The following is an 18,406-nucleotide window of genomic DNA, read 5'->3' on the forward strand; positions in this document are numbered from 1 at the left end:
TATTATCTTTTCACGCGCCGTATTCTGTCTATCTTTTTTTCAAAATTCAACAGACTACAAATTTAACCTTACATATATTGATTCATGGCGTTACGCTTACATGCTTGAAGCCATCCATAATCTGGATACCACTCTGAAATATACGCTGACATTCGCCAGAGATGACCGCGCAAACGGGAGGAAAATCCGATGAAGACTTTTGCACTTTCCGCTGCTGCGCTCTTTCGCTCTCGGCCGCCTCTCAGGCCGGCACGCTTGTCATGCAAAGCGTCTATCCTTCATCTCTTGCCCCTTTGGGAGACAGCGGCATTCGCCTGACCGAACCGGTGAAAGCCCTGACCGGTGGCGATCTTCCGGTCGACGGCAGCATGTCGATCCTCACGGGCCACACCGCACTCTGAATTTTCCGGGAGAAAAATTTCACATGACACAGAAACTCGCTCTCGTAACCGGCGCGGCCCGCGGTATCGGGCTTACCACCACGAAGCTCTTCCTGCGCGACGGCTGGAACGTCGCCATGATCGATCGCGATGCGCCTGCTCTGGCGGAAGCGTCCGTGGACCTCGACGGCGCAAAGGCCTTTGTCTGTGACGTGTCGATCCCCGAGGCCGTTGACCAGCTCTACAAGAATGTTCTGGAGCATTTCGGCAGGATCGACGCTCTCGTCAACAACGCGGGTGTGGCGGATTTCGGGCCGATCGAAGACACCACGTTCGCTCGCTGGCGCACGGTGATGGACACCAACCTGGACGGGGTGTTCCTGATGTCCCAGGCCGCCATTCCGGCGCTGCGTGAAACCCGCGGCGCCATCGTCAACATCGCGTCCATCTCCGGCCTGCGCGCCTCAACACTGCGGGTTGCCTACGGAACTTCGAAGGCGGCGGTCATCCACATGACCAAGCAGCAGGCGGCGGAACTTGGCGAATACGGCATCCGCGCCAATTGTGTCTGCCCGGGACCGGTGCGCACCAAACTGGCCATGGCGGTCCACTCGCCTGCGATCATCTCCGCCTATCACGATGCCATTCCACTGAACCGTTATGGCTCCGAAGACGAGATCGGCGAAGTCATCGTCTTCCTCTGCGGCGACAAGTCCAGCTACGTCACGGGCCAGATCGTCGCCTCCGACGGCGGCTTCGAAAGCACCGGCATCGGCTTGCCGGACTTGCGGGACTGAGCGGGCACCGGCGCGCAGTGCCTCTTGCCGAGATGTGACGCCATTTTCTAAACCCTCACCGGCCGGATCCCGGCGTCTTGCCTGTCCGGAGCGGTAATCGCGAAGGTGCCTGCCGCGTATGCTCACTCCGACAAAAGGGTTTTTCCGGATTGGGTGTCGAACAGATGCATTCTGTCCGAGGGAACGGAGATCCGGATTTCCTCACCGATGGCAACCGGCGTCTGACCTTGCGTGTGCAAGGTAAGCTTGCGGCCATCGGCGGTCGTTCCGAAGATGTGGGATTCGCCGCCAAGCTGTTCGACGCCTCCGACATCCAGCCGGATCCCGTCCCCGGACAGATCAAGATCCGTCGGACGGATGCCTATGGTCACCCGCTGGTCAGGCCCCCCGGAGAACTTGCCTGCCGGAACCCTGAGGCGTTCACCGGAGTCCAGAACGATCTCAGCCGGGTCGTCAGCGGAAATCCGGCCCTCGAGGAAGTTCATTTTCGGTGAACCGATGAACCCGGCAACAAAGAGATTTGCCGGGCGGTTGTAAAGCTCCAGCGGCCGGCCGTATTGCTCAACCAGACCTGCGCGCAGAACCGCGATCTTGTCGGCCATGGTCATGGCCTCGACCTGGTCATGGGTGACATAAATCATCGAATTGCCCAGCCGCCGGTGCAGCGACGATATTTCGCCGCGCATTTCGACACGCAGCTCGGCGTCGAGGTTGGACAAGGGCTCGTCGAACAGGAAGCCGAGCGGTTCGCGCACCACGGCGCGGCCGATGGCGACACGTTGGCGCTGGCCGCCTGACAGTTCCTTCGGCCGCCGCTCCAGAAGCTGGTCGATCTGCAGCATCGTGGCGACGTCGCGGACCTTCGCGTCGATCACGTCCTTCGGAGTGCGGACGTTCTCAAGGCCGAAGGACAGGTTCTGTCTCACGGACATATGCGGATAAAGCGCATAGGACTGGAAAACCATAGACAGGCCGCGTTCGGCCGCAGACACATTGTTGACCGGCTTGCCGTCGATCAGGACTTCGCCGCCGGTGATGTCCTCGAGCCCCGAGATCATGCGCAACAGGGTGGATTTGCCGCATCCGGACGGACCGACGAAAACGCAGAATTCCCCGTGTTCGATCTGCAGATCTACACCCCTGATGACTTCCAGCGCGCCAAACCGTTTCACAACATTGCGCAGTTCGATATTCGCCATAGTTTACTCCCGTTGCGGCCGGCGCTTCAAAGCCGCTTTGGCTTGTTCTGATGGGCGGAGGCTGTCCCGGCTTATTTCCCGCCGGTCGATGCAATGCCTGTCGCGATGTATTTTTGCAGGAACATGAAGACGATAGCGACGGGCAAGAGCGTCAGCACCGTTGCCGGCAGCAGCTTCTCCCATTCCGTCAGGAATTCCCCCTGGAAGGAATTCAACGCAAGCTGCAGGGTGAACTTGTCGTTTTCGCTGAGCACAATCAGCGGCCAGAGGAAATCGTTCCAGCGCCACATGATGGCAAGGATCGCCAGCACCGCGATGGCCGGTGCCGACAGCGGTATGATGATCCGCCAGAAGATCTTCAATTCGCTGGCGCTGTCCATGCGCGCAGCGTCTAGAATCTCGTCCGGGATGGTGATCATGTATTGCCGCAATAGAAAGACACCGGTCGGTGTCGCGGCCCCCGGGATAATGACGCCCCACAGGGTGTTGACCATGCCGAACTGGCTCACCAGAAGAAATGTCGGAACCAGAAGCACGGTTCCCGGCACCATAAGCGTTCCGATGACCAGGGCCAGGACGGTCAGCTTGCCGCGGAACTTGTATTTCGACAGGGCGAACGCGGCCATGGAATTGATGACCAGCATGATCGCGGTGGCCGTCAGGGTGATGGCCGTCGAGTTCCAGAGATAAAGCGGGAAGTTCAACCGTTCGAAGAGATCGGTGTAGTTGCTCCACGCGAAGGCGATCCTCTCGATCGGCTCGCGGTCCGCCACATTCACCTTGAGCCGCGTCTCGGGCTCGGCCGGATCGACCATCTGGGCGATCAGGCCGACACGCCGGATCTGGGCAAGTGTCCGGCCTTCCTGGTCTCCGGCAATCATTTTGAACAGCGGCAACGGTTCGTCGTAGCCCTCGACGACCAGTGTATCCTGCGCGACGGGAAGCAGCCTCGGCGGGAAACGTTCCAGCTCGGCTCCGGTCTTGAAGGACGACAGCAGCAGCCAGGCAACCGGTCCGAACATCAGCACGATGCCGAACAGCAGGTATCCGTATGTGACCCAGTCGGTCCAGTCCATCCGGCCCTTGCCAGCCCTGGTCCGGGTAAGAAATGCTACAATTCTAGCCATCGACCTTCTTCCTGTTTATCCAGAACTGCAGGGCCGTCAGGAAAATCAGCACCATTGCGAGCATGATCGCCGCAGCGGCCGCCACACCGAGCAGACGCGGCTGAACTCCGAATCCGGTTTCATAGATGAACTGCATGATGAGTGTCGTCGCCGATCCGGGACCGCCACCGGTGAAGGCATAGATTTCGTCGAACGTCTGCACCCCCTTGATCAGCGCCAGCACCAGAACGACCAGCAGGGTCGGCGACAGCAGCGGCAGGGTGATCTTGCGGAAGCAGCGCCACGGCGATGCACGATCCATAAGCGCGGCTTCATAGACGTCCTGGGGAATGGCCTGCAGACCGGCCAGCAGGATCAGCGTGTAGAAGCCCATATGCGCCCAGATCGAGATGAACGTCGACCAGAAGAACGCCCAGTGGCGCTCGATCAGCCAGTTGATGGTTTCAAACCCGAGAGATTCCAGACCCGCGTTCAGCAGGCCATTGCGCTGCAGGATCCATTTCCAGATCAGCGCGACAACCACCGGAGACAGCAGGACGGGGAAAAAGAAGACGCCGCGAAAGAGGCCGCGCGCGCGGATTTTGCGGTTCAGGACAATCGCGGTGGCAAGCGCGGCAATGACCATGATGCCGACCTGAAACACCACGAACCAGACCGTGTTCCAGACCGCGCGCCAGAAAAGGTCGTTACGACAACTGCTCGGGTCGAGCACGTTTTCGCACTCAAGCAGATTGCCAAAATTCTGAAAGCCGACATCGGGACGGTCGCGCAGCAGAATCGCTTCCCCGCCCGTGGTCGCATAAGAGAAATTGAGAATGATCGGCAGGAAGGTGAACAGGCTGAACAGAGCCAGGTTGGGCGCCAGGAACAACCAGGCCGTCATGCCGATGCCCAGCCGCTTTTGCACCAGCAGAAACGGAATTTCGACCAGCCGCATGATCGGATTTAAAAGTTTCAGCATCCCATACCCCAGTGTGCCGAAAAGAGCCGCCCGACCCGATTGGCCGGGCGGTTCCAAGGATGATTGACCGAGGCTTACTTCGCCGTTTCGGCAAGCACCGTGGCAAGGTCTTCCCTGGCACGCTCCATCGCCTCATCGACTGAATATTCACCGACGACTGCCTGGGTCACGCGCTGCACCGTGATGTTGAACATGGCGCGGTTGTTCTTGTAACCCTGATAGGCGAAAGCGACGGGAGACAGCTTTTCAACCTGTGCTCCCCAGGCATTCAGTGCTGCGGCGGCCGGCGCCGACACATCCTGGTAGTCCACACCCGCTGCTGCGACACCGTAATGGGCCGGCACGGAGCGGGTCCGGGACGTCAGTTCGGCATAAACCTCCTGCTGCGCGAGATAGTCGATCAGTTTCGCCACCAGCTCGGGATGTTTTGTGTGCTTGAAGCCAACGATACCCGAACCGCCGGGCATGCCGCTGCATCCGCCCGCACCGCACGGCGAACCAACCACCTGCCAGTCGAAGAGATCGCCGATCTTCTGGTCGAAGTTCAGCGTCTGCCAACTGCCACTGAACAGATAGGCAAGAGTGCCGTTGATGAATTCAGCGCCCGCATCGCGGTAGCTGCCGCCACCGGCACCGGCCCAGACATCACGCAGCATGATGCCTTCGTTGTTCCAGTCCACGAATTTCTGCACATACTCCTGGAAGGCGTCATCGATGAGAATCGGCTCACCGTTTTCATCGAAGATCCTGGCGCCATAGGAAATGGCCGGGCCCGCGATCCGGTGACCGGAGCGGTCCATGGCCATAGCGGCTTCGATCCCGGTTGCCTCGGCAACTGCGGTGGCCGCCTGCGCCCAGGTATCCCAGTCGGCATCCGCCGACGGAATTTCCACGCCTGCCTGATCGAACAGCGTCTTGTTGATATAGGCCCCGGTGATGGTGAAGTCCCCGTGCATCCCATAGATGCCGTCGTCGTCGGCACCGACGCGATACCAGTCAAGCGTATCGCCGAAACTGTCTTCCCAGTAACCGCGATCCACGTAAGGGGCCAGATCGATATAATATTCGTTGAGCCCGCCCAGGTCCGTCACCCGGGCCATGTCCGGCCCTTCACCCGCCGCCAGCTGGACAGGCAGGTTCTTCAGGACGACATCATAGGAAACGATGTCGGTGACCACATCGACACCCGGGTTTTCGGCTTCGAATCCGGTGAAGAGATCGTCCAGAACCTTGCAGAAAGGTTCGTCGTTGCACATGAACCGGATTTCCTGAGCAGCTGCCGGAGCGGCGAAGGCCGCCGACAGCATGAATGCTCCGATAAGTCTGGTATATTTCATATTTTCCTCCCTGGATTGATTGACTTTTCAGACGTTTATGGCGTCCATCCCCGGTAGAGGCCGGACGCCGTTCCCAATGGCAACGACACCTGACCGCCGCTGCGTGCGGCCTGGTAGATCGCGGTCACCAGCTCGATCGAGCGGCGGCCATCTTCCAATGTCACTTCATTGCCCGGCACCCCTCCCAAGGCCTCGCCGATGGCTTTGAAGAAGCCTGCAAATCCGCATTTGACTTCACAGACCGAAGCGACCACTTCATCCACGCGCGGCTGGTTTTCCGGGTCGCGGGCAATGTAGCGCCACGTTCCCTGGGCCGGCGTATAGGGCTCGGTTCCCGACTCCACAGTGAGGCCGGAGTAAACGAACCGCAGCCGGGAAATCTCCTCCGAGGACCCGAGCGTGACCGAACTCGTCGCCAGGGCGCCGTTTTCCATGCGCATTGAAATTGCCGCACAATCATCGACCTCGATGTCGTTGACGCGCGTGTCGAGCATCGCCGACAGATTTCTGACCGGTCCCATGAACCGGCAGAGCAGATCGTGGTTGTGGATCGCATGTCCCAGGATGGCGCCGCCGCTTTCGCCGGACCAGGTGCCGCGCCAGTCGACCGCATAATAGTCTTCGCGGCGGTTCCAGTGCGTTTCCACCGTGGCGACAAGGGGTTTTCCGGCAAGCCCCGCGTCGATCAGGGCTTGCAACCGGGCTGTCGCCGGGCCGTAGCGGTACTGAAACACGGGAAAGATCTGTTTGCCGGTCTGGCTGGCGATCCGGATCAGCACGTCAGCTTCGGCAACGGAGCGAACAAGCGGCTTTTCGCAAACGGCATGCTTGCCCGCCTGCAGCACCGCCTTCGTCACGTCGAAATGCAACTGCGGCGGCAGGCAGACATCGACCAGATCGATTTCCGGATCCGCCAGAACGGCCTGGATGTCATCGCTCAGGGCAATGGTTTCCTGCTCGGAGACCATTTCGGCCGCGCGCTTCAGATCAAGATCGCAGATAGTGCGCACCTCGAACATGTCCGGAAGCTCCCTATAGCCCTCCAGATGCATGCGGCCGATTCCGGCCCCGACAATCGCGACGCGGATCATTTCGCTTTCCTTTCCGCCAGAACCTGGGCCTTCAGGGCCAGTTCCATCGTCTTGAAGGCATGCGCCTGCGGCATGGCGGTCTCGGTGCGGTTTCTGACGTCCTCGATGAGACGTGCGAAATACGGCAGGCCGGCCTCGCGGGCGTCGATCTTTTCGCAGCGCTCGCCGTTCACCAGAATCAGCGTGTCCGTGACTTCGGAGGTCGCGACATCTACATATTTGCGCAGTTCTATATAGCCTTTGGTGCCCAGAATGGTCAGGCGGCCGTCCCCCCAGGTCGGCAACGCGTCGGGCGTATACCAGTCGACACGCACATATCCGTGCCCCTGATCGCTTTTCAGAACGATTTCGCCAAAATCCTGCAGATCCGGCTTGTCGGGATTGGCATAATTTCCAACGCTGGCGTGAACCACCTCGGCATCGGTGGAGCCGGTAAAGAACAGGAACTGGTCGATCTGGTGGCTGCCGATATCGGCGAGAATGCCGCCATAGGACCTGGGGTCGTAAAACCAGTCACTGCGCATATGCGCATTATGGCGGTGGGGGCCCATGCCCAAGGTCTGCACGACCTTGCCGATCACGCCCGACTGCACCAGTTCGGCCGCCTTGGTGACACAGGGCACCTCGAACCGTTCTGAAAAGTCGATACTCCAGATACGCCCGGTGCGCGCGGCAACTTCCTTGATGCGGTCAAGCTCCTCAAGCGTCACGCAACCAGGCTTGTCGACCATGACATCCTTGCCGGCCTCCATCGCCTTGATCGCCCATTCGGCACGGTCACGCGGAATGCAGGAGATCAGGATCATTTCAATCTCCGGATCGTCGAACAGCGTCTGAGCGTCCGGAACCCGGGGAATATCCGCAAACCGCTTCAAGAACCCCTGCAACGGTTTCGGCTCGCCTTCAGTCCACCAGCCGGCGAATTCCCCGCCCGCGGCCATCAGGTTCTGCGACATTCCGTAAATGTGCAGGTGGTCAATTCCAATCGCACCAAATTTCATCAAGTCAGCTCCCAGATCCGGCCCTTTTGTCCGGATTGTTCAATTGCATGGATCAGCCGCTGTGCGGCCAGGGCCTGTCGGCCTGTGATTGCCGGTGAGACGCCGCGGCGAACCGCACCGGAGAAGTTTTCAAGAACGGATTGGTGCCATTCATGGGTAAAGGCCATTGGGTTGGCGCCGCCACCAGTCGCGCTGTTCGTGCCGTAGGTTTCGGTTTTTCCATTTCGCCAGTTGACAGAGAGCACACCTGCCTCGAGACGCAGGCTGGCCTTTTCGAAATGCAGGGCGACGGATTCCGAGGACCCGGGAAAACTGCAGGTGCTGGCGGTGAACGACCCGACCGCGCCATTGGCGAACTCAAGTCCTGCAACGGCGAAATCCTCCGCTTCCATCTTGTGAAAGATGCTTGTTGCCGTCAGTGCCTGCACGCGGCTGACCGGCCCGGTCAACCACAACATCAGGTCGATCGTGTGGATTGCCTGACTGATAAGCGCCCCGCCACCGTCGCGGTCATAGGTGCCGCGCCCCGGCTCGTCGTAATAGGACTGATCGCGCCACCAGGGCACGGCGACCTCGACCGCTCCGAGCCGGCCGAGGCCGACTTCTTCCACTATTCGTTTTGCGCTTAGGGAGGCTTCACGAAAACGATGCTGGAAGACAACGCCGAGATGGATGCCGGCCTTTTCGCAGAGTTCCACGACGGTTTCTGCTTCCGACTGAGTTCTTGCGACCGGCTTTTCCAGAAGGATATGTTTTCCGCTGCCGGCAATCGGCCCGATCAGGTCCAGCCGCACATTCGCCGGCGTCATGATAATCACGGCCTCCACCGTGTCATCTGCGATCAATTGATCGAGATCGCGGTAGACTTCCGGTGCAGCGGGATAATTGTCAGGCAAACCGGCCAGCAGCGCTTGTGCCCGTTCCGCCCTCCTGGAGAGAACGCCGCGCAGGGTCACATGATCCCCTGCATGCGCGATGGCCGCAAGATGCGTGCCCGCAACCATTCCCGCTCCCACAAGCGCCACCCCCAATGGCGGCGAAACGCGGTCTCCAGCAACTCCCATCTGTTCCCCCCGGTGAATTTGTGTTATTGGATACCGGTATACCGATATACCGCCATGAGGGTTAGCAGACTTGAATCGGGCTGACAAGTACCTGTATACCGGCATGCAACAGAGGGACTGCTTCGGCGATCGGAAAACATATGCGGACATCTGGCGTTGGTGATATCGAGCAAACAGAGCTGGATCCGGACCGGCCGGCAGGCAACCAGATCTTTCTCAGCCTGCGCGACGCGATCCTGAACATGGAGCTCCCGCCCGGCTGTACATTGTCGGAATCGGAAATCGGCCTGCGCTTCGGCGCCAGCCGCACCCCGGTGAGGTCGGCTCTGACCCAGTTGCGCGAACAGGGCCTGATCGTGACCCGGCCAAGCCGTGGAAACTATGTTGCGAAACTTTCGGAAAAAAAGATCCGCGCTGCACAGTTCATTCGCGAGTGCCTTGAACTCGGCATCGTCCGCCGGCTGTGTGAAAACGGCATTCCGGAAAAGGATGACGAAAAGCTGTCAGCCGTTCTCGAGCGCCAGCAACAGGCAATTGAAGACCCCGAGAAGGTCGATTTCTACAAGCAGGACGAAGCTTTTCACAACGGGCTGGCGACGGCCACCGGAATGGAGCCGGTTCATCTGCTCTACAAACGCGAGATGGCCGATCTCGGCCGGCTTCGCCATCTGGGAATGGATGACGAAGCGCACAAGAGGCATCTTCTGTCGGAGCACCGGACGATGCTCGACGCCATCCGCGAACGCGACCGGGAGCGCGCCGAGGCTGTCATGCAGTCCCATGTGCGCTGTGTACTTGGAAAGCTGTCGGGCCTGATGAGCGCCAACCGCGATTTTTTCGCCTGAAACGCTTAAATGCCGACATGAAGCCGACCGTACGCAGGACGCTCTTTTTGCAGATGAAATGAGCGGCTCACCCCGCTTCTGACATGGTGTTATTTGCTTGTTCCGGCCAACAGGGCAGCCTTCGCTGCCTGACGGCCGGCTTGCGCGGCAAGCCTGATCTCAAGCCCGGAAATTCCCCCCGAACGGGACCCTGTCCGGTGCGGTTGATGTTACCCGGTTCCCAGACAATCAGAGCCCTGTCTCTCCCCTGAAACCTGCCCGGCACCGGTATCCGGCGTGCCGGAGTATTGACACATTTGCAGATCGCCACTTATAACCAACTAGTCAGTTACATAACCCTGACGGGAGGAAACCATGAAAATTTTTGCGCTCGCGGCCGCTCTTGCGGTCGGCGCGGTACTGCCCGCGCAAGCGGACTGGAAGCCGAACAAACCAATCAATATCATCGTTCCCTGGTCCGCCGGTGGCTCAACCGACCAGGTGACCCGGGTTGTCGCGCCGCTTTTGGAGGAAGCGCTCGGCACATCGGTCGTCGTGGTCAATCAGCCAGGAGCGTCCGGCTCGATCGGCACCAAGGCCGCCCTCGACGCACCGCGCGACGGCTATACCTGGACCGCCAACGCCGTCGCCAACAACGCGACCTACGCTGTCACGGGGCTGATCGAGGACACAAGCATCGCCGACTATGAGATCTACCTGCATGTCGCCAACGTGCCGGTCGTTTCCGTCAACGCGGATTCCAAGTTTCAGGATTTCGGTCAGTTGCTGGAGGCAATGAAAACCAGGTCCGACGATGTCACGGTTGCCACGGCCGGTGTGAATTCCTCCGGCGGCATGGCGCTTGCGGCCATAAAGGAAGCCGCCGGCGACATCGGCGCGCGCATGATTTCCTATGACGGCGGCAATCCGGCAGCCATCGCGGCAGCCAGCGGCGAAGCCATCGCAACCACCCAGCTCGCCGTCGAACAGACGGAAATGATCAAGGGTGGCAAGCTGCGTCCGCTGGCGGTCCTCGCCGACAAGCCGCTCGTCGTCGAAGGTCTCGATCCGATCCCGTCGATCACCGAATGGTTGCCGGAAATGGAAATTGCAGCTGATTTCTTCGGCATCCTGATCCCGGTCGGCGCTCCGCCGGAAGTCTATGAGACGGTCGAAAAAGTCTGGAACGAGAAAATCCAGACCTCGAAAGAGCTGCAGGAATACGCCACCAGCCGCGGAGCGGTGTTCGACCCCGCGTCCGGCAAAACGGCCATGGACAAGGCCATGCCGGTGGTGATCGCGGAAGCCTGCGCCCGCGTGACACGCGGTGAAGCGGTGATCGATCCGTCGACCATCGGAATCACCTGCCCGTAAGGCTTGCGTGAATTCCGTACCTTGCGTCCGCCGGTCTCTCCACCCGGGGCCGGCGGGCGCAACTCCAACGAAGCCTTCCGAAAAATCGAGGCCCCGCGCATGCGTGCCGATCTCTACACCGCGCCCTTTCTTTTTCTGCTCGGCGCCGCCTTCACCTACGGCGGCTGGACCATGGACAGGCTGGAAATCCGGCAGATCCATCCCGCGAGCATCCCGGGCCTGGTTCCCATGCTGCTTGGTGTTGCCCTGGCGATCGCCGCGATCGTCCTGTTCGTGCAGGCGCGCAATCGGCAAACGGCCGAAACCGCTCCTGAAGGGACAAAAGATACTACGCCCGGCTCCCTTCGCGATCTGGCGAAGGCTGCTGCCCTGTGCTGCATCTATGCGCTCGGCCTTGTCGGCAACATTCCTTTCGGAATTGCGACGGCGCTTTTCATCACGTGCTTCGTCATAGCCTTTGAAGCGGATCCCCCCAAAGGCCGCGCGCATCTGATCAAGGTGGCCGTCATCGCTATCGCGCTTGGCATTCTCGTCGCCGCCGCCATGAGCATCCTTTTCCGCTACGCATTTCTGGTGAGGCTGCCGTGATCGAAACACTCGCCCATCTCGGTAACGCCTTCGCGGCCCTGACAACCTGGCAGATGCTGTTTCACGCCGCCTGGGCGACCCTGCTCGGCATCGCGGTCGGCAGTCTTCCCGGCCTGACGGCGACCATGGGGGTCGCACTGCTCACCACGCTGACCTATTCCCTGCCTACAAATGCCGCCATCCTGGTGCTGATCTGCATGTATGTCGGAGCGATCTACGGCGGTTCGCGAAGCGCCATCCTGTTGAACATTCCCGGCACCCCCGCAAGCGCTGCCACGACACTGGACGGCTTTCCGCTGGCAAAGCAGGGACGCGCGGCCTATGCGATGAGAGTCGCGACCACCGGTTCGACGCTCGGAACCATGGTCGGCATTGTCCTGCTGATCGCCCTTGCCCCGGCGCTCTCCGAACTCGCCCTCAAATTCGGCTCCTTCGAATATTTCTGGCTGGCCGTTTTCGGTGTGATCATCTCCGGTCAGTTGACGGGGGGCAACACTCCGATCAAGGGCTATATCGCCGGCATTCTCGGACTGATGGTGGCGATGATCGGCTCAGAGGGCATTCATGCCCATGTCCGCTTCAATTTGGGATTTTCCGACCTCAACGGCGGCATAGGCCTGATCCCGGCAATGGTCGGCGCCTTCGGCTTTGCCGAGGTGCTCATGGTCATGTGGCAACCGAAGGCCGATATGGTGAAATCCTCGCGGGAAAAAGGTTCGGGCCTGCCCCGGTTCCGGGAAGCCTGGAAATACCGCTTCACTGTGCTGCGCTCCGGTGTGATCGGCACCTTTGTCGGCCTGATCCCCGGTGTGGGCGAGGACATCGGCGCCTGGGCGTCCTATGCGGCGGCCAAAAAGGCCAGCAAGGAAAAAGACACCTATGGCAAGGGCTCCATTGAAGGCCTGACCGCGGCAGAAACCGGCAACAGTGCCGTGGTGCCCGGCGCGCTCATCCCGGCACTGACGCTGGCTGTGCCGGGATCGGCGCCCGCGGCCGTGCTGATCGCCGCGCTCTTCATTCACGGCATCCGGCCCGGACCGATGATCATGATCGAGCAGCCCGATTTCATCTATTCCGTCGCGGTGATGCTGTTTCTGGCCACGGTCGCGATCTTCGTCTTCGGGATCTCGCTGGCTCCCGTGTTCGAGGTGGTCCTCAGGATCCCGCGCGAACGGCTGATGCCGGTTGTCTTCGCGCTCTGCGTGATCGGCCCCTTCGCCCTGACGCAGCGCCTGTTCGACGTCTGGGTCATGGTCGTCTTCGGCATACTGGGCTTTTTCATGAGGCGTTTCGGCTATCCCATGGCGCCACTGGTGCTCGGCATCATACTGGGCGACCTGCTCGACAAGAACCTCAGGCGGGGACTAACCCTGAGTGACGGCGACATTTCCCCGTTCTTCACAAGACCTTTGTGCATGATTTTTGTCGCGCTTATTGCCTTCACGATCCTGGCCGGCATTCCCTTCGTCCGGAAGAACACCTCGGGCATCGCAAGATCCCTCATGAGGACAGGAAAGGACGCACGATGACATCCGGTCAAAAAGGACGGGACATTCCCCGCACAGTCGAACCGCGCACCGCCAAGGCGCCGAAGCGCGATGCGGAACGCACCAAAAAGGAAATCCTGGCGGCGGCCATGACCGAATTCGCGGAATATGGCGATACGGGCGCCCGCATCGACCGCATCGCGGAGCGGGCCGGCTCCAACAAGGCGATGATCTATTCCTATTTCGGCAACAAGGAAGAGCTCTATGCGGTCGTTCTGCGCGAAGCCTATCTTCAGATCCGCGAGGGCGAACGGAAACTGGACCTGGCAAAGCTCGATCCCAAGAGCGCCATTGTCGAACTGCTCCGCTTCACGGCCTATCACTTCCGGGACAATCCCTGGTTTCTCAGGCTCCTGAACACGGAAAATCAACGCCGCGGCCAGACCATCCGCCAGTTGGACGGCCTCGCGGAACTCAATTCCCCTCTCGTGGAATTCCTGCGTGAAATCCTGCTGCGCGGCGAGAAAAGCGGCGTCTTCCGCAAAGGGGTCGACCCGGTCGAGATATATCTCTCCATAGCCAGCCTGTTCTATTTCCCGCTGTCCAACACCTACACGCTGTCGATCGTCTTCGATCCGGACATCGGCTCGGACGCCTGGCTGGAAAAACGCATCCGCCAGGCCGAGGACATGATTCTCAAGTATCTGATCGCGGATTGAAATCGATGACCAACGCTCCCTTGCTGTCGTTTTGCAACGAGTTGCTCGCATTCGAGGGCCTGAGCCTTGCCGAACAGGCAAGCATCTGCGCTTCGCTCGGGTACCAGGGCCTGGAGGTCGCGCCGGAAACGCTGGGCGAAACCCCGCATTTGATCCCGGCCGACGAAGCGGCAAGGCTGCGGGCCGCAGTTGAAAATGAAGGCCTGCGCGTAACCGGTTTGCACTGGCTGTTGCGGCCCTATCCTGAGCTATGCATCACCTCCCTGTTTCAAACCGTGCAAAAGTCCACGCAGGACACCTTGCTGGGTCTTCTCGATCTGTGCGCCGAGCTTGGTGGAACGGTGATGGTGCATGGTTCTCCCGGCCAGCGCCGCCGGGATCCGAACGAGCCTCCCGCGAGTACGCTTACACGGGTTGCAGACTTTTTCCGCCCCATAGCGGAGGCTGCCGGAGAGCGCGGCATCACCTATTGCATCGAACCGCTTTCGCGACATGAGACGAATTTCATCAACACGGTGGACGAAGCCGAAGAGCTTGTGAGTCTCGTGGACCATCCCGCCTTCCTTACGATGATTGACACCAGCGCGGCGGGCCTGACTGAAGACAGGCCGGTCGCCGACCTGATCCGCGACAAGCTGCCGGGTGGACGGATCGGCCACATTCAGCTCAACGACACCAATCGCGGCGCACCGGGCACCGGGGACGATCCCTTCGAGGACATTCTCACGGCCATACGGGAAAGCGGCTGGAACGAGCCGCTTGCCGTAGAGCCCTTCGTCGTGACCGGGGATGCCCGCACCACCGCGGCCTGCGCGGCCACAACCGTCAAGTCACTCTGGGAGGCCGCACGATGAGACGGCCCGCAGACCGACCCCAACACACATCACTTGCAGTTCATCGGGAGTAAACAATGTCAACGCAACGGCTTGGTATAATCATGCACGGCGTCACCGGCCGGATGGGTATGAACCAGCATCTCATCCGTTCCATCCTTGCCATCCGCGAGCAGGGCGGTGTCGTTCTTTCCAACGGCGACCGGGTGGTTGTCGATCCGATCCTCGTCGGCCGGAATGCCGACAAGATCGAGCGCCTGGCCAAACAACACGGTGTGGAACGCTGGACCACGGATGTCGATGCGGCCCTGGCCAATCCCGACGACCGTCTGTTCTTCGATGCGGCCTCGACACAGCTTCGCGCCGAACTGCTGAAGAAGGCCATGGACGCGGGCAAGGATGTCTACAGCGAAAAGCCGACTGCCGAAACGCTGGATGTCGCTCTCGATCTTGCCAGATACGCCAAGGCGAAAGGCGTCAAGAACGGCGTCGTCCATGACAAGCTGTCCCTGCCGGGCCTGATGAAACTGAAGGCGCTGCGTGAAAACGGCTTCTTCGGCGACATTCTCTCCGTGCGCGGGGAATTCGGATACTGGGTGTTCGAGGGTGGCTGGCAGGAGGCACAGCGCCCGAGCTGGAACTACCGCAAGAAGGACGGCGGCGGCATCATTCTGGACATGTTGTGCCACTGGCGATACGTGCTCGATCATACATTCGGCCCGGTTCGCTCCGTGTCCTGCCTCGGCAAGACCCATATTCCCAAGCGCTATGATGAAAACGGCCAGCCTTACGTCGCCGACGCCGATGACGCGGCCTATGCCACCTTCGAACTCGAGGGCGGCGCCGTGGTGCAGCTCAACAGTTCCTGGTGCACGCGCGTCCACAGGGACGATCTGGTGACCTTCCACGTGGACGGGACACTCGGCTCGGCTGTCGCCGGCCTGCACGGCTGCAAGACCCAGTCGCGGGTGAACACCCCCAAGCCTGTCTGGAACCCGGATGTTCCCCAGACCATGAATTTCTATGACGATTGGGCGGAGGTGCCAAACAACCGGGTCTACGACAACGGTTTCAAGGTCCAGTGGGAGGATTTCATCCGCCACCTCTTCGAGGATACGCCCTGGTCCTATGACCTTCTGTCGGGTGCGAAAGGCGTGCAGCTTGCCGAACTCGGTCAAAAGAGCTGGGCGGAACGGCGCTGGATCGACATCCCCGAACTGGAGGTCTGAGCCATGGTCGCCCTGAACCTGCCCACCATGGACGGAACCGTCGAACCCTTCATGCTTTCCAACCCGCGTGACTTCTCAGCCCGGGGTACCCGGCCGGCGGGCAATCTGCCGAGGATCGCCTACTCGGCAGCTCATGTGGTCGCCGATCCGCTGGCGGATTGCGACCCCTGGCTGGATACGGCCATAGACTGGGACGCGACCATCGACTACCGGCGGCATATCTGGTCGCTCGGCCTCGGCGTTGCCGAGGCGATGGATACCGCGCAACGCGGCATGGGCCTCGACTGGCCGTCTTCGCTCGAGCTGATCCGGCGCTCCGTCGATGCGGCACGCGATTTCAATGGCAAGGCCCTTGTTGCCTGCGGCGTGGGAACCGACCACATCGCTCCGGATCCGTCGCTCACCATTGACGATGTCATTCGCGCCTACGAGGAACAGGCCGAGGCCGTCGAGGCCGCGGGAGGACGCATCATCCTGATGGCCAGTCGTGCACTGGCGGCGGTGGCGAACTCCCCGGACGACTATGTAAAGGTCTATTCCCGTATCCTCGGGCAACTGAAGGAACCGGCCATTCTTCACTGGCTTGGCGAGATGTTCGATCCCGCCCTGAAAGGCTACTGGGGCAGTGAGGACCACATGGCGACGATGAAGACCTGTCTTGAGGTCATCAATGCCAATGCGGCGAAGATCGACGGCATCAAGATTTCCCTGCTGGACGACCGGAAGGAAATCCTGATGCGTCGCCAGCTTCCCGACGGGGTGCTGATGTATACCGGCGACGACTTCAACTATCCGGATCTGATCGCCGGCGACGACCATGGCTACTCCCATGCGCTGCTCGGGATTTTCGACGCGATCGCACCTGCTGCCAGCGCCGCCCTGCAGGCGATGGCGCGTCAGGACATGCAGACGTTTCACGACATTCTGGCCCCGACGGTCCCCTTGTCCCGGCACATCTTCAAAGCCCCGACGCGGTTCTACAAGACCGGTGTCGTTTTCATGGCCTGGCTCAACGGTCACCAGAAACACTTCACGATGGTCGGCGGACAGCAAAGCTCCCGGTCGCTGCCGCATCTGAGTGAAATCTTCAGGCTGGCCGATGCGGCCGGACTTTTGCGAGACCCGGATCTTTCCGCCGTGCGGATGAAGACCCTGCTCAACATTCACGGTCTGGAGGGCTGACCATGCGCGACCTGTCGAATGACACATCGCTGCTGTCGCTGAACGCGGCAACCGTGCGCAAGCAATGGAACCTGGCTGAAATCATCGACGGCTGCGCCCGCCACCGCATCGGCGGTATCGCGCCGTGGCGCGATCAGGTGGCGGAATGCGGGCTGAATGAGGCCGCAAGACGTGTTCGCGACGCCGGACTGAAGGTCACCGGTCTGTGCCGGGGCGGAATGTTCCCGGCAGCGGACAGGGCCGGACTGCTGGCAAATATCGAGGACAACAAGCGGGCTATCGACGAGGCAGCAACCCTGGGCGCCGAATGCCTGGTTCTGGTGGTCGGCGGCCTGCCGGAAGGATCGCGCGATCTGGACCTGGCGCGGGCGCAAGTCTTCGACGGCATCGGTGCTGTCACCGAATACGCCCGCTCCTGCCAGATGCCGCTGGCCATCGAACCGCTCCACCCCATGTATGCCGCCGACCGCGCTTGCGTGAACACGACGGCCCAGGCGCTGGACCTATGCGACCGGCTTGGAGACGGCGTCGGCGTTGCCCTGGATGCCTATCATGTTTGGTGGGATCCCGATGTGAAGACACAAATCGCCAGGGCAGGCCGAAATGGTCAGTTGCTGGCCTGGCACGTCTGCGACTGGCTTGTGCCGACCAAGGACCTGCTCCTGGATCGCGGCATGCCCGGTGACGGTGTGATCGATCTGAAGAAGCTGCGCGGCTGGGTCGAAGATGCCGGCTACACGGGCTCCTGTGAGGTCGAGATATTCTCGCAGGATACCTGGTGGAAACAGGACCCGGACGACGTGCTGAAAACCTGCATCGTGCGCCACCAGACCGTAGTCTGACCGGCTCAGGCCGCAGAGATCCGGCCCTCCGGAGTTCCCCCAGAAGCGTTTTTCAAAATGGCCTTTAAACACAAACAGCCCCCTTGGTTTTCACCGAGGGGGCTGATTTTTTTTATGATTTGGTTGCGGGAGCAGGATTTGAACCTGCGACCTTCAGGTTATGAGCCTGACGAGCTACCGGACTGCTCCATCCCGCGTTATATTTTGTTTCAGGGGTTTGTTTGTGTCCCCGTTGGGCTTGAGGCACGGCCATGAGGCTGCCGGCCTGTCAGGTCGCTCTCGCGGATCGCAGCGTGCAGGTCGTTGCGCGCGTGAGCGCTATTGTTGAAGAGTTAGCGCTCAGGTAGCCGAGAGGCGGTAGCGCGCTTGAG

At 60.6% G+C, this 18,406-nt stretch carries 18 protein-coding genes and 1 tRNA gene; 11 read left to right on the top strand and 8 right to left on the bottom strand.

What is annotated here, in order from left to right:
- The first annotated feature begins 161 nt into the window (after positions 1-161).
- Together OA90_RS19040 and OA90_RS19045 are read left to right on the top strand one after the other, a co-directional pair.
- On the top strand, positions 162-401 hold the full coding sequence (locus tag OA90_RS19040) for a hypothetical protein (protein WP_068415764.1): 240 nt from the start codon (positions 162-164) through the stop codon (positions 399-401).
- A gap of 23 nt (positions 402-424) precedes the next feature.
- On the top strand, positions 425-1,177 hold the full coding sequence (locus tag OA90_RS19045; RefSeq protein ID WP_068415767.1) for an SDR family oxidoreductase: 753 nt from the start codon (positions 425-427) through the stop codon (positions 1,175-1,177).
- Positions 1,178-1,299: 122 nt separating this feature from the next.
- Here OA90_RS19045 and ugpC read toward each other — a convergent pair whose 3' ends face one another.
- From ugpC to OA90_RS19080, 7 genes are all read right to left on the bottom strand, one after another.
- Complete coding sequence (gene ugpC, locus OA90_RS19050; RefSeq protein WP_068415770.1) at positions 1,300-2,376, bottom strand: sn-glycerol-3-phosphate ABC transporter ATP-binding protein UgpC; 1,077 nt, start codon at positions 2,374-2,376, stop codon at positions 1,300-1,302.
- Positions 2,377-2,447: 71 nt separating this feature from the next.
- The gene (locus OA90_RS19055) at positions 2,448-3,503 is read right to left on the bottom strand and encodes a carbohydrate ABC transporter permease (protein WP_068415773.1); all 1,056 of its coding nucleotides are present in this window, start codon (positions 3,501-3,503) and stop codon (positions 2,448-2,450) included.
- Positions 3,496-4,464: a sugar ABC transporter permease gene (locus OA90_RS19060; protein ID WP_068415776.1), complete on the bottom strand. Its 969-nt coding sequence runs from the start codon at positions 4,462-4,464 to the stop codon at positions 3,496-3,498. Before OA90_RS19060 ends, OA90_RS19055 begins: the two co-directional genes overlap by 8 nt.
- A gap of 74 nt (positions 4,465-4,538) precedes the next feature.
- Positions 4,539-5,801, bottom strand: a complete 1,263-nt coding sequence (locus tag OA90_RS19065; protein ID WP_068415779.1) for an ABC transporter substrate-binding protein — start codon at positions 5,799-5,801, stop codon at positions 4,539-4,541.
- A gap of 35 nt (positions 5,802-5,836) precedes the next feature.
- Positions 5,837-6,892, bottom strand: a complete 1,056-nt coding sequence (locus OA90_RS19070) for a Gfo/Idh/MocA family oxidoreductase (RefSeq protein ID WP_068415782.1) — start codon at positions 6,890-6,892, stop codon at positions 5,837-5,839.
- Positions 6,889-7,893, bottom strand: coding sequence for a Gfo/Idh/MocA family oxidoreductase (locus OA90_RS19075; protein WP_068415786.1), 1,005 nt, complete (start codon positions 7,891-7,893; stop codon positions 6,889-6,891). Before OA90_RS19075 ends, OA90_RS19070 begins: the two co-directional genes overlap by 4 nt.
- A complete protein-coding gene (locus OA90_RS19080; protein WP_068415789.1) occupies positions 7,893-8,957 on the bottom strand; it encodes a Gfo/Idh/MocA family oxidoreductase in 1,065 nt (354 codons plus the stop codon). Before OA90_RS19080 ends, OA90_RS19075 begins: the two co-directional genes overlap by 1 nt.
- Before the next feature lie 140 nt (positions 8,958-9,097).
- On the opposite strand from OA90_RS19080, the gene OA90_RS19085 reads away from it, so the two are divergent.
- The 9 genes from OA90_RS19085 (at position 9,098) to OA90_RS19125 (ending at position 18,035) form a co-directional block, all read left to right on the top strand.
- The gene (locus OA90_RS19085; RefSeq protein ID WP_068415791.1) at positions 9,098-9,802 is read left to right on the top strand and encodes a GntR family transcriptional regulator; all 705 of its coding nucleotides are present in this window, start codon (positions 9,098-9,100) and stop codon (positions 9,800-9,802) included.
- Positions 9,803-10,156: 354 nt separating this feature from the next.
- A complete protein-coding gene (locus tag OA90_RS19090) occupies positions 10,157-11,155 on the top strand; it encodes a tripartite tricarboxylate transporter substrate binding protein (protein WP_068415794.1) in 999 nt (332 codons plus the stop codon).
- Between the two features lie 99 nt (positions 11,156-11,254).
- The gene (locus OA90_RS19095; RefSeq protein WP_068415797.1) at positions 11,255-11,743 is read left to right on the top strand and encodes a tripartite tricarboxylate transporter TctB family protein; all 489 of its coding nucleotides are present in this window, start codon (positions 11,255-11,257) and stop codon (positions 11,741-11,743) included.
- Positions 11,740-13,272 (top strand): tripartite tricarboxylate transporter permease, encoded by a 1,533-nt coding sequence (locus OA90_RS19100; protein WP_244274674.1) that lies wholly within the window; start codon positions 11,740-11,742, stop codon positions 13,270-13,272. The genes OA90_RS19095 and OA90_RS19100 overlap by 4 nt, the downstream gene beginning before the upstream one ends.
- Positions 13,269-13,949 (top strand): TetR family transcriptional regulator, encoded by a 681-nt coding sequence (locus OA90_RS19105; RefSeq protein ID WP_068415800.1) that lies wholly within the window; start codon positions 13,269-13,271, stop codon positions 13,947-13,949. The genes OA90_RS19100 and OA90_RS19105 overlap by 4 nt, the downstream gene beginning before the upstream one ends.
- 5 nt (positions 13,950-13,954) lie before the next feature.
- The gene (locus tag OA90_RS19110; protein ID WP_068415803.1) at positions 13,955-14,803 is read left to right on the top strand and encodes a sugar phosphate isomerase/epimerase family protein; all 849 of its coding nucleotides are present in this window, start codon (positions 13,955-13,957) and stop codon (positions 14,801-14,803) included.
- A 56-nt stretch (positions 14,804-14,859) separates the two neighbouring features.
- Entirely contained in the window at positions 14,860-16,011 is a 1,152-nt protein-coding gene (locus OA90_RS19115) for a Gfo/Idh/MocA family oxidoreductase (protein ID WP_068415806.1), read from the top strand.
- Positions 16,012-16,014: 3 nt separating this feature from the next.
- The gene (locus OA90_RS19120) at positions 16,015-17,193 is read left to right on the top strand and encodes a dihydrodipicolinate synthase family protein (RefSeq protein WP_068415808.1); all 1,179 of its coding nucleotides are present in this window, start codon (positions 16,015-16,017) and stop codon (positions 17,191-17,193) included.
- A 2-nt stretch (positions 17,194-17,195) separates the two neighbouring features.
- Entirely contained in the window at positions 17,196-18,035 is an 840-nt protein-coding gene (locus OA90_RS19125) for a sugar phosphate isomerase/epimerase family protein (RefSeq protein ID WP_068415811.1), read from the top strand.
- Between the two features lie 120 nt (positions 18,036-18,155).
- Here the strand turns inward: OA90_RS19125 and OA90_RS19130 are convergent.
- Positions 18,156-18,232: transfer RNA gene (locus OA90_RS19130), tRNA-Met, on the bottom strand.
- Positions 18,233-18,406: the final 174 nt, after the last annotated feature.

It is taken from the genome of Labrenzia sp. OB1 (genome assembly GCF_001624695.1).
Lineage (GTDB): Bacteria > Pseudomonadota > Alphaproteobacteria > Rhizobiales > Stappiaceae > Roseibium.